Raw genomic sequence first — 13,997 nt, forward strand, 5'->3', positions numbered from 1 at the left:
CAAGCGCCGCCAACCGATCCAAGCCGCTCCCTTACGGCCCCGGGAGAACCGGCGTGCGGTTGGGCGGTATCCATGGCATCATCGTCAGATCAAGGTCCACCAGACTTCGACCGGATGGCAGGGATCCGCCATGACCGATCTGGGAGTCCAACGAAGGCTGACGACCGTCGTGGCTGCCGACGTGGTCGGCTACTCGCGCCTCGTCGAAGCTGACGAGGCCGGCACGCTCGCGGCCTTGAAGAGGCTCCGGCTGACCGTGCTGGAGCCCCTTCTGGCCGAGCACCGGGGCCGTCTCGTCAAGCTGATGGGCGACGGCCTCATCGCGGAGTTCGGCTCCGTTGTCGGCGCGGTGGCCTGCGCGGCGGCCATCCAGACCCGGTTGGCCGAAGGCCAGGACGCAATCCCGCCCGAGCGCCGGATTGTCCTGCGCATCGGCATCAACCTCGGCGATGTGGTTGTCGAGGGCGACGATCTCCTGGGCGACGGCGTCAACGTGGCGGCGCGGCTGGAGCAGGCGTGCCCGCCCGGCGGCGTGCTGGTCTCCGGACCTGCTTATGATCAGCTCACCGGCAAGATCGATGTCCCGTTCGAGTCGGCGGGCGAACTGCGCCTCAAGAACATCGCGCGGCCCGTGCGGGCGTACCGCATAATGCCCGGTGGCTCCCTGGCCCCGCTAGCCACCGTCCCCCTCATGGACAGGCCTGCGGTGGCGGTGCTGCCGTTCGACAACATGAGCGGCGATCCGGAACAGGCCTACTTCAGCGACGGTATCACCGAGGACATTATCACGGAGCTCTCCCGCTTCCGCGAACTCATGGTGATCGCCCGCAACTCCTCCTTTGCCTTCCGCGGGAAGAACACGGACGTGCGCGAGATCGGCCACACGCTCGGCGCTGGCTACGTGGTCGAGGGCAGCGTCCGGCGGGCGGGCAACCGGCTGCGGATCACGGCCCAGCTTATTGGGGCCGCCACGGGAGCACACCTGTGGGCCGAGCGTTACGATCGAGGCGTCGAGGACATCTTCGACATCCAGGAGGAGATCGCCAAGGGCATTGTGGCGACAGTGGCGCAACGGGTTCTCGAGGACAGCGAGGCGGCGGCACGACGGCGGCCGCCGGAGGACATCCTGTTCCTGCGCGGCCACCGCCTCTCGGACGTGTTCACGCCTGGGGCGCAGGATCAGGCGCGTGCGCTGTTCGAGCAGGCGCGGGCAATCGACCCGACTTTCGCGCGGGCCTATACAGGCCTCGCCTACAACCATTCCAACCGCTCGATCGATGAAGGAGTCGGCATCCCGCGCGATCGGAACCCGGACCTGATCGCCGCGCTTGACCTGGCCCGGCAAGCCTTGGCCCTGGACCCCAACGATCCGCGCGTGCAGGCCACTATCGCCCGCATGCATCTGGCTTGGCGCGACTTCGATGCCGCTGAGCGCCACTTCAACCTAGCCCGCGAGATGAACCCGAACGATCCCACGATCCAGGTCACCTGGCCGTGGATTCAGGCCTGCCTCGGGCACCCCGAGATGGGCCTGCCCGCCGCCGAACTGGCCAAGCGGCTGAACCCGCGCTATCCACGCTGGTACGACGACTACGTGGCCCGCATCCTGTTCCTCCTCGGCCGCTACGAAGAGGCGGAGGCCATGCTGCGGCGGAAGACATCCGGGGCACCCGAGGAACACCCGCGGGACATGGGCTGGCGGACCGCCGCGTGCGGCCATCTGGGGTGGGAGGACGAGGCCCGCCGTTGCGCGGGCTGGTTTGTGCGGGCGGTCGGGAGGTACTGGCGCGGCGATCCGGCCGGGCCACGGGAGTATGTCGACTGGTTCATTGACGTCACGTCCCTGAAACGGGTGAAGGACGAGGAGCGCCTCCGCGACGGCCTGCGCGCGGCCGGCCTGCCGGCATGAGAGTGCGGAGACGAGCCAGGACGTGAGAGAAGCCGCCCGGCCTACTGTGGAAAGACCGTCTGACATTCCGGGAGGCGGTGGACTGGCGCCGCCATGGCCTGCAACTGCTCAGGCTTGGCGCAAGGCGGGAAGCCGGCGGACTGCATCCCCTCGACCAGCCGCTGCCGCTCGGCGTCGCTGTAGCCGGGGCTGTTCAGGGCAAAGCTCTCGATCGTGAGGTCGGGATGGCGCTTGAGCGTTTCGAGGACCGCTGCCCTCGCTTCCTCCTGACGGCCGAGCGCCGCATAGATCACCGCCTCCTGCACCCAACCGCCACGCGTGCGGGTCTGAGGAACCTCACGTTCCACGAGGCGCAGGGCATCCTCGTAGCGGCCGGCCATCAGGTAGGCCAATCGGAAAAAGCCTGCCGCCGAGACCGAGTAGTTCGGGTTGAGGCGCATGGCCCGGTCCGCGGCTTGGGCACCACGCTCGGGGTCACCGAAGGTGCTCGCCCACCCGGCATAGTTCGTCAGGATGCCGGCATCGCTCGGGTTCAGCCGCAGCGCCGTCTCGAACTCGGCTTCCGCCCGCGGCAGGTCGCCGGCCATCCCGAGGATATGGCCAAACGTTGCATGGGCGGCAGCATCCTGGGGATCGAGTTCGAGGCCACGCCGGATCGCCGGCATCGCGGCCGATCGCGCGGTGTCGGCATCCGCGCCATAATGCATCGTCGCGTCGTGGGCGGCGGCCAGTGCGACCCAGGCGCGGGCGAGTTTCGGATCCTTGTCCACCGCTTGCTTGAACCAGTGGAGAGCCTCCTCGGTACTCTCCTTGGTGAAGCGTCCCATCGCTTCCTGACCCAACCTGTAGAGGTCGTAGGCCTTCAGATCCTCCGGTCGCGCGCGCTGGCTTGCCGCTCGTTCGGCTTCGGGAATCGCCCCGCTGGAGGCCGCCAGCCGAGTGGCCACCTGCTCGGCGACCTCGGACTGCACCGCGAAGACGTCCGTGGCGGGTCTGTCCCAGCGTTCGGACCACAGATGTGTGCCGCGATCGGCTTCGATCAACTGCGCCGTCACGCGAACCTGTTCGCCGCGCCGCTGGATCGAGCCTTCCAGCACGTAGCGGACCTTCAACGCCTTGCCGACCGCCTGGATGTCGACCGCCTTGCCGGCGTAGGCCGCGGTGGCGTTGCGCGCCATGACGTCCAGGTCTCGGTAGCGGGACAGATCCGTGATGATGTCTTCGGTCACTCCAGCCGCCAGACGGCCTGTCGCATCGTCGCCGCCGAGATTGTCGAACGGCAGCACGGCGATCGAGGGCTTGCCGATGGTGGGCTCGACCCTTTGAGACCACCACCAGAGGCCGAGCCCCATGACGAGCAACACCGCCGCAAGAGTGGCTGCCAGATGCCAACGGCGGACGAGCCGGGTGCGCCACGACCAGCTCCGTTGGACGCCCGCCATTCTCAGGGTGTAGGTGCGTACGGGTTGCGAGATGTTCTTGACGCGCTTCTGTCCGGCAAAATCGAAGGGCACATTGAGCTTGCCCTTCAGGTGATCGTAGGCGGTTCCCGAGACCATCACCCCACCTGGCTCGCAGAGCTGCTCCAGCCGCGCGGCAATGTTCACACCGTTGCCCAGGAGGTCCTCGCCCTCGAGCACCACGTCGCCGAGATTGATCCCGATCCGAAACATGATCCGGCGCTCCGGCAGGGTGTCGTCCTGGCGGGCTGGCGTTTCGGCCTGGATCGCAAGGGCACAGGCAACCGCGTCGACCACAGAGCCGAACTCCGCCAGTAGCCCGTCGCCCATCAGCTTGACGATCCGGCCGCGATGCTCGGCCAGCAGTGGGTCGACCACAGCGTGGCGGATGTCCCTCAGGGCCGCGAGCGTGCCTTCCTCATCCTGCTCGACCAGGCGGGAGTAGCCGACCACGTCGGCCGCCAGGATCGCGGCCAGCCGCCGTTCGGTCCGGGTGCTCGCCATTCGGAAGGCTCCTGCGACAATCCTTGGCCCAAGGGTAGCACGAGACCCAGCGTCCTGCCGCATCCCGCGCTCCGGAGCCGTCGGCCCGCTAGCGGACCGGAATGCCGTATTGCAGGCCACCCTTGGTCCACAGGGCGTTCTGGCCGCGCTTGATCTTGAGCGGGGATCCCTCGCCGACGTTGCGTTCGAAGCTCTCGCCGTAGTTGCCCACGTGCCTGATGATGCGCACGGCCCAGTCGTTGCTCAGACCGATGGCCTCACCGAACCTGCCCTCGGTACCGAGCAGGCGCTTGATCTCCGGGTTCTCGGAGGCCTTCATCTGTTCGACATTGGCCTTGGTGACACCGAGCTCCTCGGCATCGAGCATGGCGTTGAAGGTCCAGCGCACGATGTCGGCCCATTGGTTATCGCCCTGGCGCACCGCCGGCCCAAGCGGCTCCTTGGAGATGACGTCCGGCAGGATGACGTGATCGTCCGGGTTGGGGAGGGTCAGCCGCGCGGCATAAAGGCCCGAGACGTCGGTCGTCATAGCCTCGCAGCGGCCGGCCTCGTAGGCCTTCTTCGCCTCCGTCGCGTTGGCGAAGCTCACCGGCTGATACGTCAGGCCATTGACGCGGAAGTAGTCGGCAAGGTTGAGCTCGGTCGTGGTGCCCTGGTCGGTGCAGACCGACTTGCCGTTCAGTTCCTTGGCCGAGGCCAACCCAAGGGATTTACGGACCATGAAGCCCTGGCCGTCGAAGTAGTTGATCGCCGGGAACTCGAGACCGAGCTGGGTAACCCTGTGTCGGGTCAGCGCTGGAATGCTCCGGCGGGACAGCTGACGGACAGCAGGAACTGCTTTCCGCCCGCGCAAGCCTTGGCGCGGCTGGTCACTGAGTTGGCGGCTGAGGACACATTCTTCAGCTACCTCCGTTAGCTCGCACATCGCACTGAGGTGATACATCTACAAAATCGTCAGAGACCAGCAACGCTCTGACTTTTAATCAGAGGGTCCTGGGTTCGAGTCCCAGCGCGCTCACCAAGCCTTATCAATCACTTAGCTGACGACTAGGCTTGGTCTTGCTTCCCAGAAAACCGGATTGGGAAGCGTATGGGAAGCAAGCTCGACTGAGTGAGCTATTTCCCGCTATCGCATCGGTTCACCCGCAGGTCGAACTCTACTGCCGGAATCAACGAACGTCAGGAATCAGCCAGAGAGCGGACCTTGTTATGGCCGCGCTGAATGACTCAACTTGACCCTATCCGGACATTCCGGCAGGTGTTCATGAATGGATGTAAGCAGGGAGGTGGCGACACTCTCCGATTTTGCGCTGCTTGATGCACCCCCTCGGCAAGTCGCCACCCTTCATCGCCGCGACGTGACGAACGTCCTTACCGCCGCAATCGTGGCCTCCGGCTGTTCCTCCATCAGCCAATGGCCTGCCGCTGGAATGACCACCTCGGTTACATCGCTAGCCGCGTTGCGCATCACAACGGCTTCGGCCGCGCCGAAAGACTTCTCCCCACCGATCGCCAGGACAGGCATTGAGAGCTTCGTCGTTATCGAAACCTTGTTGTCCTCAGCATCCTGCCGGATGGAGCGAAACTGGGCAAACGCCGAATGCATCGCACCAGGGCGGGCATAGAGGCGAGCGTAATGCTGGCGCGCTTCCTCATCGATCTTCGCTGGATCGCCCGCGAACTCGTTCCAGAACCGGTCGAGATAGATCCGCTCCCGACCCTCAACTAGCCGCTCCACATCGGGGCCACCGAAATCAAAATGCCAGAGAAGCGGATTGCGAACGATGGTCTCCCAGGGCGGAATCCCGGGAACGGGTGCATCCATGACGACCAGCTTCTGTGTCTTGTCAGGATAGCGGACCGCGTAGGCGTAAGCGACCATCGTTCCGATATCATGGCCAACAATGGTGGCTTGGTCGATGCCAAGCGAGGTCAAGATGGTCCGGATATCCCCAGCCTGGGTCCGCTTATCGTAGCCTTCCTGCGGGTGTGAAGAGAGGCCCATGCCGCGCAGGTCGGGAACGATGACGCGGTGATCACGGACGAGGTCCGCTGCCAGGGGAGCCCACATATCGCCGGTATCACCAAAACCATGGATGAGCACGACCACTGGTCCTTCGCCGCCAGTCCGCACATGCAGCGTTACGCCATTGGCGTCGATGTCCTGCGTTCGAAAGGCGGCCGGAAAGGGCAGAAGTTCTGCGGCTACAGGGCAGGCCAGCATCAGCGCAGCGACAACTCCTAGCAATAATCTATACATCTTGAAGCCTCCTTTTGAGACGGCGCGCGAAGGTTGGGTGAATGGTGTTGTATCATCCAGCAGACACGCGTGCCCCTCAGGAATCTTGGACACTCGCCTTCGGGGCACGTGCACGATGGGTAGACCCTCAGGTTCTGGTGATGGAGGCGCCGCCGTCCAAGAGGGCCGCAGTGCCGGTGACGAAGCTTGCGTCGTCCGACGCGAGATAGAGCACCGAGCGGGCGATCTCGTCCGGTGCCGCAACACGCTTCAGCGCGTGGAGGTTGGTGACGAAGGTTTGCTTGTCAGCGGTGTCGTTCATGGTGCGGTACATGTCGGTATCAACAGCGCCGGGAAGGATGGCATTGACGCGCACGTTCGACGGACCGAATTCCGCAGCCAGCGCCTGCGTCAGTCCGATCAATCCGGACTTGCTGGCGGCATAGGCTGCAACCTGGGGGAAGGCGAAGCTGTAACCGACGAATGTTGAGGTGAAGATCACCGAACCACCCCCGTTCTTGACCATCTCGGCAACCTGATGCTTGGCGGCAAGAAACGAGGCCGTCAGGTTAACCGTAAGGGCGTCCTGGAAGCCAGCCTCCGAGACACCGGTGCTGGGACCAGCCTCGCCGAGGATGCCAGCGTTGTTGAAAGCGATGTCGAGCCTACCGAAATTGCTGACAGCAGTGGCGACGAGCGTCCTGTGATAGTCTTCCGAGCGGACATCTCCTGCAACGGCTACCGCAAGGCCGCCAGCTGACCTGATCTCATCAACCAAGCTGTCGAGTTCGCGCGCTCGGCGTGCGCCGACCACAACCTTGGCGCCTTCGGCTGCAAAGAGTTTGGCAGTGGCCCTTCCGATGCCGGAACTCGCTCCGGTCACGATGGCAACTTTGTCGATTAACCGTTTCATTGTTTCATCTCCCGCAGGGGTTGAGAAGCTTGTGTGTCGTGATGGAGCGGAAGATGGCCATGCCCTTTCGTTCGGAATAGGATGCATATCGCGGAACTGGAATTCGGAAATCCGAACGATGCTCAGGGTGGAGGGGATTGCGGCCTTTGTTGCAGCGGTGGAGGGCGGCTCGATCAGCGAAGCGGCCCGGCGCCTGCGCCTGTCGAAGTCGGTCGTCAGCGAACGACTGGCAGAACTGGAAAGGTCTCTCGGAGGTCAACTGCTGCGCCGTACAACGCGCAAGCTGACGCTGACCGAGGACGGCGCGGTCTTTCTCGACCGCGCCCGTCGCATCGTCCGAGAGATCAACGAGGCGGCTGCCGATATGGCGGAGCGGCGGGGTACGCTCACCGGTCCGCTCAGGATCGCTGCCCCTGTCACCTTCGGGCGGATGCACCTCGGCCCGGCGCTCTACCCCTTCCTCATGCAGCATCCCGGGGTCGAACTGACCCTCGATATGGATGACCGGCGGGTTGATGCATCAGCCGGTGGTTATGACGCGATCGTGCGCCATGGTGCGATGGCCGACTCCCGGCTTGTGGCTTGGACGCTCGCACCCAGCCGCCGCCTGTTGACGGCTTCGCCCGACTATCTGGCTCGCCACGGAACGCCTGCCACACTTTCCGACCTCGAAGGCCATCGTGGCATCTTCTACACCAATCGAGGGATCGCCGACTGGCGCTTTCAAACGCCTGATGGTGCAGTCGCCATCCGGGGAAAGCTGGGCCTCGGCATCAACAATGGCGACATGATGCGCGATGCGGTGATTGCCGGCCTCGGTATTGCACTGCTGCCCACGTTTATCGCCGGCCCAGCGATCCGGGACGGAAGCCTAGTCGAAGTCGATATCGGCTACAAACCGGAAGCAGAATTCATTTACATGGCGCACCCTGAGGGCCGCAATCCATCCGCCAAGTTGCGGGCGATTGCGGACCATCTGAGGAGGGCCTTCGGCAGTCCGCCTTATTGGGAACCGGACGCAGGAGCGAGCGGCGATCGGAATTAGAACGCGATCAGAGCCAACGGGTATAGGTGCGGCTGCTTCGATCTGGAGACTGATCAATCACCGCAGGCATAGGGCAGTGATGGGCCGCGTTTGCACTCCTGAGACGAAAGCGTTTGGTCCGCTTCAGCCGTTGAGAGCCGACGTTCACTGGGTAACCGGAACGTGAAAGTCTGACCCATTAGCAGGTACTCGTTGCGGTATCTCACTAAGAACTGCCTGAGTATCAAACTTCAACATGGAAGTGGAACAGGCGTGCGACCGGGACGCGAGGGAGGCGGACCGCTTCGATCCGGACGAGACACGCATACAGGATTGCTCCGAGAGAGGGACCCAATAGGTAGATCCATGGGTCTACTGGCACATGTGCCACAAGCGCCGGTCCAAACGAGCGCGCCGGGTTTGCGCTCGCACCGGAGATGGGGGCCTCCAGCCATACAAGGAGCGAGAGAACCGCTGGCATCACGAGCGGAGTGAAGCGCCGTGTGCGAGGGTGCGCCGCCGTGGTGAGGATGGCAAGAATGAGCAGGAACGTCACGCCTGCCTCACCCAGCATGGCGGCCCAGGCAGGGACGTCAGGCCCGGGCTTTGTTGCACCAAAGGCTACGCTTCGTCCCATGGCACCCCAGACAAGGAGAGGCACGGCTCCGACAACACTGCCGGCGAACTGCGCCAAGACGTAGAGAGCCGCATCGCGCCACGCCAGCTTGCCCTCCAGCCAAAAGGCAAGCGTTATGGCAGGGTTGATGTGTGCACCGCTGATCCGGCCGATGGGCGAGACGGCGATCAGGGCGCCGACCGCTCCGAACAATCCTCCCGTCAGAAACAAGCGCGATCCTTCGGAAGGGATCAATCTCGATCCGGGGCTGTCTTGCCCGAACATGAAGATCACGATGGATACCCCAAGCAGGACCAGCACGGCCGTGCCGATGAATTCGGCCACATACAAAGCGGGGTGCAACCGAGAAGGAGGAGAGGGGTCGCCGTGCAAGGGCCTGTCTCGGGCGAGCCGCGCGGACGCGCCTTTATCCTGCATGATCGCTCATCGTCGGCGATACCGTGGTTCCGTGGCGAAGATCCTGAGCCGTTTCCTGCTGGGACATGGCATGGGCGCTGCCGAACTGGCTCGGCTGGATGATCGGGAGCGTGAGGCATACGCTCTGCGTCGGCAGAACCCTGCGCCATCTCTGGATCAGTTGCTGATAGGCCTTGCCGACGGGCCGGATATTGCGATCCAGATCATAAAGGCCGAGAGGATTCACACGGCCGTTCTCTTCACGCAGGGCCGTATCCCAATCGACTTGATCCGTCAGCGAGTACCAGGTGAATCCGACGATGGGAACGCCGCTGTTACGTACCCGCAGGACATTGGCCCATTCCTTCCGCAGCCAAGTGGCCGCTTCATCACCGTTGGCACCCTGTGCCAGGTTCGTCTCGGTGTGCATGACCGGAAGGCGGTAGCGGTCGTAGTACTGCCGCGTGATCTCTGCGTATCCGAAGATTTCCCCCGCCGCCCAGGTTCGCCCGTCGGGCGCGACCCGATGCTCGTTCGTGATATAATAGTCGTTCCCCATGATGCAGTGCTGCCGCAGATGGTGCGTCAGGAAGAACTGGTACTCGTCGCGCGTCATGCCGTTGTCCAGGAGGAACTGATACATCTCGGAATCGACGCGGCGACCGTAATTGAGATCGAGAGACAGGAACCGACGCGCATTCAGGGTCTCGGCGCCCTCAATCGCATCGGGCTCGTCGGCATGAAAATATTCCGACGACTCGCTTTGGATGAAGATCGCGTCGGGGCGGATCTCGAGAATTGCCGCCATCGCCAAGACATTCGCCTTCACAATATGCTTGAGTGCGGTCACGAACGCCGTGTCGCCGGAAAGCTGTTCATTCCACCAGCCGTAAGCGGCCGAGAAGGTCGCACAGACGAACATCTCGTTCACGGGCGTATACAGTTGCACCCATGGAAACCGCTGCGCAAAGGCGCTGGCGTACTCGGCGAACAACGTCGGGAAGTCGGGGTTCTGGAAATTGCCGATCCAGTCCGGCACCCCGAAATGGCAAAGATCGACGATGGGGACGATGTCGAGGGTCTTGAGCACACCGAATGTCTCGTCCGGAAAACTCCAGTCATACCGGCCGTGGCCGAGCCAGACGCGGTGAATCGGCGGCCCGTAGCGCAGGTAGCGGATGTCGAGTTCTTTCAGGAGTTCGAAATCCCTCCGCCAGTGCGCGTAGTGGCCACATTTCTCCATCTCGTCGACGCGAGCGCTGCCGTTCTTGATCGTCGGATAGCTGTTCTCGATGCCGGTCGCGAACATGAACCAGGGAGCTACCATTGCGGGCCTCCAAGCAGGGCCACCCAGAGCCCTTCGAGTAAAGGGGGTGGGCGGACGAGCCCGACCGACACAGGATACTGGCCCCTCAGGAAATCATACGTTGGTTGCAGGCGGCCGCAAAGGTGCGCCGAGCGGCCGCCTGCATCATAGGGCATACTCCGACCGTTATCTTAGAGGGTCGACTACGAGCGGGATAATCAGTCGGTTCCGTCACGGGTGGGCCGTTCCGGCACCGGCGCGACGGCACGGCAGCGCGACGAAGGTCCGGATCGCGTCCCCGACCTCCTGCGCAGCCTCGAGGGGGAGGAGGTGTCCGGCTCCGGCAATCTCGATATGGTACGCGTCGGCCAAGTGGGGCATGACTTCGGCTGCGATCACATGAGGCGGAATGACCGGGTCATCGCTCCCGCCCAGCACCAGAACCGGACAGGCAACCCGCCCGGCTTCCGCTGTAATGTCCTCACGGCTGCCTTGCGCAAGCCACCAGTTCCAGGCCTCCGGTGAGGTCAGGAGATTGTCCTCGACGCAAATTGCAACGTCCGCCATCGGGATGGGGCGCCGCGCGATCGTGCGCACGGTCCGCTCCGCCGAGGCACGATCGCCGTGGGTCGCCAGCAACCGGCTCCGCTCTCCCTCGTCCATCGGTTCTGGCGAGGGCGGCGAGGGAGCCACGAGAACAACGCCTGCCAAACCAGGCGGGTTAGCCGCCGCGCAGGCGAGCGCCAGCTTGCCTCCCATCGAGTGACCGACGAGAACGTAGCTGTCGAGGCGAAGGCCTGCGATAAGCGTCGCGACCACTTGGGCCACCGCGTCCACGCTGTAGGCTGGCAATGGCGCCGAGCGACCGAAGCCGGGAATGTCGATGCGCAGGCAGCGGAAGGTATGCGACAGATCCCCCGTGACGTGGAGCCACGAGCGCAGGGAGCCGGCAAAATAGTGAAGAATGACCAAGGCTGGGGTTCCGCTGCCTTGGTCTTGGAGGTGAAGGATAGGCCTGCTCATGTCCTCTCCGTCGGTCGCTCAAGCCGCTACACCCTCTGTCGCCTCGTGGGCGCTACAGAAGAAGCGGAAGCCCAAGGAGCTTGGAGCATTTGTGGTGTACCGCCAATGGCTATTGCGTGGACGCGTCCCGGATCTGGCCGGTTCCGGAGGGGAAATCAAACGTTTAATTCGGCATATGAAGGGTCTCACAGGCTCACACCTGAACTTGCCAATTTGACCCAACTCGGACACTTCGGAATGTAAGCGCATACGACATTAGTGCCTACGGTGGGATCGTTGCTGGGAGCGAATTGGCATCTGGCGTAGAGGCCTCAGCACTCACGATCACCTTGTGTTATAAAAGCCAAGCCGCGTCCATTGAAGGGCACTGCCATGATGATCGCCTCATACCGGAGCTATCGAGCTGTACCGGTCGGTTCTCCCATAAGACGACGAGCCTTCTATGCCGTGGACAACCTCCTTTCACTCCTGATCGCCGCGGTGCTTACCAGCGTAAACCTGCCGGGTGATGCGAGGGCTGCGGGACCGTCGGAGCCTGGACAGTCCTTGGAGGCGCGGATAGAGACGCTGATCCCGGAGATCGACGCCTATACGGCAGGTGGGATGAAGGCCTTCGACGTGCCCGGTCTAGCGCTCGGGATCGTCGCCAACGATCGCCTCGTTTACGGCAAAGGTTTCGGTGTGCGAAGCAAGGACGGCGGCGATCCGGTCGACACGCGCACGGTCTTCCAGATCGGCTCGACCACCAAGGCCTTTCTCGCCACGACCCTCGCCATCATGGTCGATCGCGACAAGCTCCGCTGGGACGACCGCGTCGTCGATCTCGATCCGGATTTTCAGCTGAAAGATCCTTGGGTGACCCGCGAGTTTCGCGTCTTCGACCTGCTTGCTCAACGATCCGGACTGCCGCCCTATGCCAACGATGTACTCGGCCTGTTGGGCCTCGCTGAACCGGCGTTGATCCGATCCCTCCGCTATGTCGAGCCGGCTTCAAACTTCCGGTCGACCTTCGCCTATACCAACATCACCCACCTCTTGGCCGGTCGCGTTGTGGCGAAGGCCGCAGGCGCTGCCGACGGGGACGGGGTTCTCCGTCAAGAACTGCTTGAGCCGTTGGGGATGAAGGATTCGTCCTACACGGCCGAAGCCATCGAAGCCGCAGCCAACCACGCGAAGGGTCACCGCTGGACTCCTGAGGGTACGATCGAGGTTCCGTTCACACAACTTTTCCCGTACGATTTCGGTGGCGAGGGCGACATCAACTCCACTATCGACGATATGGCGCGCTGGGTTCGCCTGCGGCTGTGTCGCAAATCTGGAACGGAGGCGAGAGAATGGCTGAGGCGTCGCCTTGGCTTCAGGCAGCGAGCCTCTCAAACTGCTCGGCGAGTGAGGGCTGCGGATTCCGGGCTTAGATCGCCTGCTGCTTGCGCATCATGTGGATCATCTCGATCCCGCCCAGGATCACACGAGCGCTGTTCATCGCATTGAACCCGAGCATCGGCCGCACTCGCCGCTTGACGGCCCGATGATCCTGTTCGATCCGGTTGTTGAGATAACGACTCTGCCGGATCCGGATCGGCTTCAGCTTCTGCCGTGTTTGGCCTTGCAGCCGGTCTGTCATGTCACAGGACCCGATCGCCTCCCGGTTGGTCTGGCTGCCGTCGATGACGATCCTCTCGGGCCGGCCATGTCGCTTCAGTGCCTTGCGCAGGAACCGCTTCGCGGCAGCCAGATTGCGCCGCTGCTGAACCAAAACTCGACCGTGTCACCGTTGCTGTCGATGGCACGGTACAAGTACATCCAGCGGCCGCGGACCTTGATGTAAGTTTCGTCGATATGCCACTTGCCGGTGACCGGACGCTTGCGGCGATTGAACCGCTCGAGGAGCTCAGGGGAGTAATGGACAACCCAGCGATGCACCGTAGCATGGTCAACGGAGATGCCTCGTTCGGCCATCATCTCCTCCAAATTCCGCACGCTGAGGCTGTAAGCCAGATACCAGCGCACGCAGAGCAGGATTACAGAGCGATCAAAATGCCTGCCCTTGAACACCATGACCTCCGCAACTGTGACTCTGGGCACAGTAGCTGAAACTCTGAAACAAATTGTTGCGACAGATCCCGTTGGATTGGGCATGATGGCACTGTCTGTTTTGATCTTGTCGGATGTTCCTGACATTTACGACGGGCTTATCCGGGGAGATAAGTTCCGATGGCTACTGGCTCTCCACCCTCTGGCTCGAGAGTCTATCATGGGTGGGCTTGGTGCTTTCATCATGATAGCTGCCATCTATCTCTTGCTCTGGGTTCTTTATGCGAAACCAGTGAAAATCTCACAGGATGGGGTTGAAGCCTATCCGAGAATCTTCCGGCGCAGCCACACCAGATGGGACGAGGTGGACCAAATCTCGCTCGATAGCACGTACGTCGTTCTCAAATAAAGGCCTAGCTCGCGGGGGGGTCTTTAGCATTGCGCATACCCGTGCGGTTGGCTCGCTCCTCAAAAGAAATCCTTGACCACATAGACCAGTACCGCCCTGATCTCACCCGACCTCATTTAACCTCACGCTTATCGGAGTAATCC

At 62.8% G+C, this 13,997-nt stretch carries 11 protein-coding genes and 1 pseudogene; 4 read left to right on the top strand and 8 right to left on the bottom strand.

Annotated features, from left to right (window positions below; translation table 11 throughout):
• Positions 1 to 130 precede the first annotated feature (130 nt).
• Positions 131 to 1,909, top strand: a complete 1,779-nt coding sequence (locus BB934_RS29350; RefSeq protein WP_099511964.1) for an adenylate/guanylate cyclase domain-containing protein — start codon at positions 131 to 133, stop codon at positions 1,907 to 1,909.
• A gap of 41 nt (positions 1,910 to 1,950) precedes the next feature.
• Here BB934_RS29350 and BB934_RS29355 read toward each other — a convergent pair whose 3' ends face one another.
• The 4 genes and pseudogenes from BB934_RS29355 to BB934_RS29370 all read right to left on the bottom strand — a co-directional run bounded on the left by BB934_RS29355 (position 1,951) and on the right by BB934_RS29370 (position 7,025).
• Complete coding sequence (locus tag BB934_RS29355) at positions 1,951 to 3,873, bottom strand: adenylate/guanylate cyclase domain-containing protein (RefSeq protein WP_099513471.1); 1,923 nt, start codon at positions 3,871 to 3,873, stop codon at positions 1,951 to 1,953.
• A gap of 88 nt (positions 3,874 to 3,961) precedes the next feature.
• Positions 3,962 to 4,663 (bottom strand): annotated as a pseudogene (locus tag BB934_RS29360) (type 2 periplasmic-binding domain-containing protein); the annotation flags it as partial.
• 555 nt (positions 4,664 to 5,218) lie between these two features.
• On the bottom strand, positions 5,219 to 6,133 hold the full coding sequence (locus BB934_RS29365; protein ID WP_099513473.1) for an alpha/beta fold hydrolase: 915 nt from the start codon (positions 6,131 to 6,133) through the stop codon (positions 5,219 to 5,221).
• Between the two features lie 127 nt (positions 6,134 to 6,260).
• Complete coding sequence (locus BB934_RS29370; protein ID WP_099513474.1) at positions 6,261 to 7,025, bottom strand: SDR family oxidoreductase; 765 nt, start codon at positions 7,023 to 7,025, stop codon at positions 6,261 to 6,263.
• Positions 7,026 to 7,143: 118 nt separating this feature from the next.
• Between BB934_RS29370 and BB934_RS29375 the strand changes: the two genes are divergently transcribed.
• The gene (locus BB934_RS29375; RefSeq protein ID WP_099513475.1) at positions 7,144 to 8,070 is read left to right on the top strand and encodes a LysR family transcriptional regulator; all 927 of its coding nucleotides are present in this window, start codon (positions 7,144 to 7,146) and stop codon (positions 8,068 to 8,070) included.
• Positions 8,071 to 8,293: 223 nt separating this feature from the next.
• On the opposite strand, the gene BB934_RS29380 is transcribed toward BB934_RS29375, so the two are convergent.
• The 3 genes from BB934_RS29380 to BB934_RS29390 form a co-directional block, all read right to left on the bottom strand.
• Positions 8,294 to 9,103, bottom strand: coding sequence for an MIP/aquaporin family protein (locus tag BB934_RS29380; protein ID WP_099513476.1), 810 nt, complete (start codon positions 9,101 to 9,103; stop codon positions 8,294 to 8,296).
• Positions 9,093 to 10,409, bottom strand: coding sequence for a family 1 glycosylhydrolase (locus tag BB934_RS29385; protein ID WP_099513477.1), 1,317 nt, complete (start codon positions 10,407 to 10,409; stop codon positions 9,093 to 9,095). The genes BB934_RS29380 and BB934_RS29385 overlap by 11 nt, the downstream gene beginning before the upstream one ends.
• Before the next feature lie 210 nt (positions 10,410 to 10,619).
• Positions 10,620 to 11,411 carry an alpha/beta fold hydrolase gene (locus BB934_RS29390; RefSeq protein WP_099513478.1) on the bottom strand — a complete coding sequence of 264 codons (792 nt, stop codon included), beginning with the start codon at positions 11,409 to 11,411 and terminating at the stop codon, positions 10,620 to 10,622.
• A gap of 447 nt (positions 11,412 to 11,858) precedes the next feature.
• On the opposite strand from BB934_RS29390, the gene BB934_RS29395 reads away from it, so the two are divergent.
• Positions 11,859 to 12,902 (top strand): serine hydrolase domain-containing protein, encoded by a 1,044-nt coding sequence (locus BB934_RS29395; RefSeq protein ID WP_210422180.1) that lies wholly within the window; start codon positions 11,859 to 11,861, stop codon positions 12,900 to 12,902.
• On the opposite strand, the gene BB934_RS29400 is transcribed toward BB934_RS29395, so the two are convergent.
• Positions 12,823 to 13,466, bottom strand: a protein-coding gene (locus tag BB934_RS29400; RefSeq protein WP_099514258.1) for an IS6 family transposase whose coding sequence is annotated in 2 segments (ribosomal slippage) — positions 12,823 to 13,157 and positions 13,157 to 13,466 — 645 coding nt in all. Because the reading frame shifts where the segments join, the coding sequence is not laid out codon by codon here. The two genes, BB934_RS29395 and BB934_RS29400, sit on opposite strands and share 80 nt — an antisense overlap.
• On the opposite strand from BB934_RS29400, the gene BB934_RS29405 reads away from it, so the two are divergent.
• Entirely contained in the window at positions 13,459 to 13,854 is a 396-nt protein-coding gene (locus tag BB934_RS29405; protein WP_157934394.1) for a hypothetical protein, read from the top strand. The genes BB934_RS29400 and BB934_RS29405 overlap by 8 nt on opposite strands.
• Positions 13,855 to 13,997 lie beyond the last annotated feature (143 nt).

This window comes from Microvirga ossetica, from assembly GCF_002741015.1.
In the GTDB taxonomy this organism is placed as follows: Bacteria; Pseudomonadota; Alphaproteobacteria; order Rhizobiales; family Beijerinckiaceae; genus Microvirga; species Microvirga ossetica.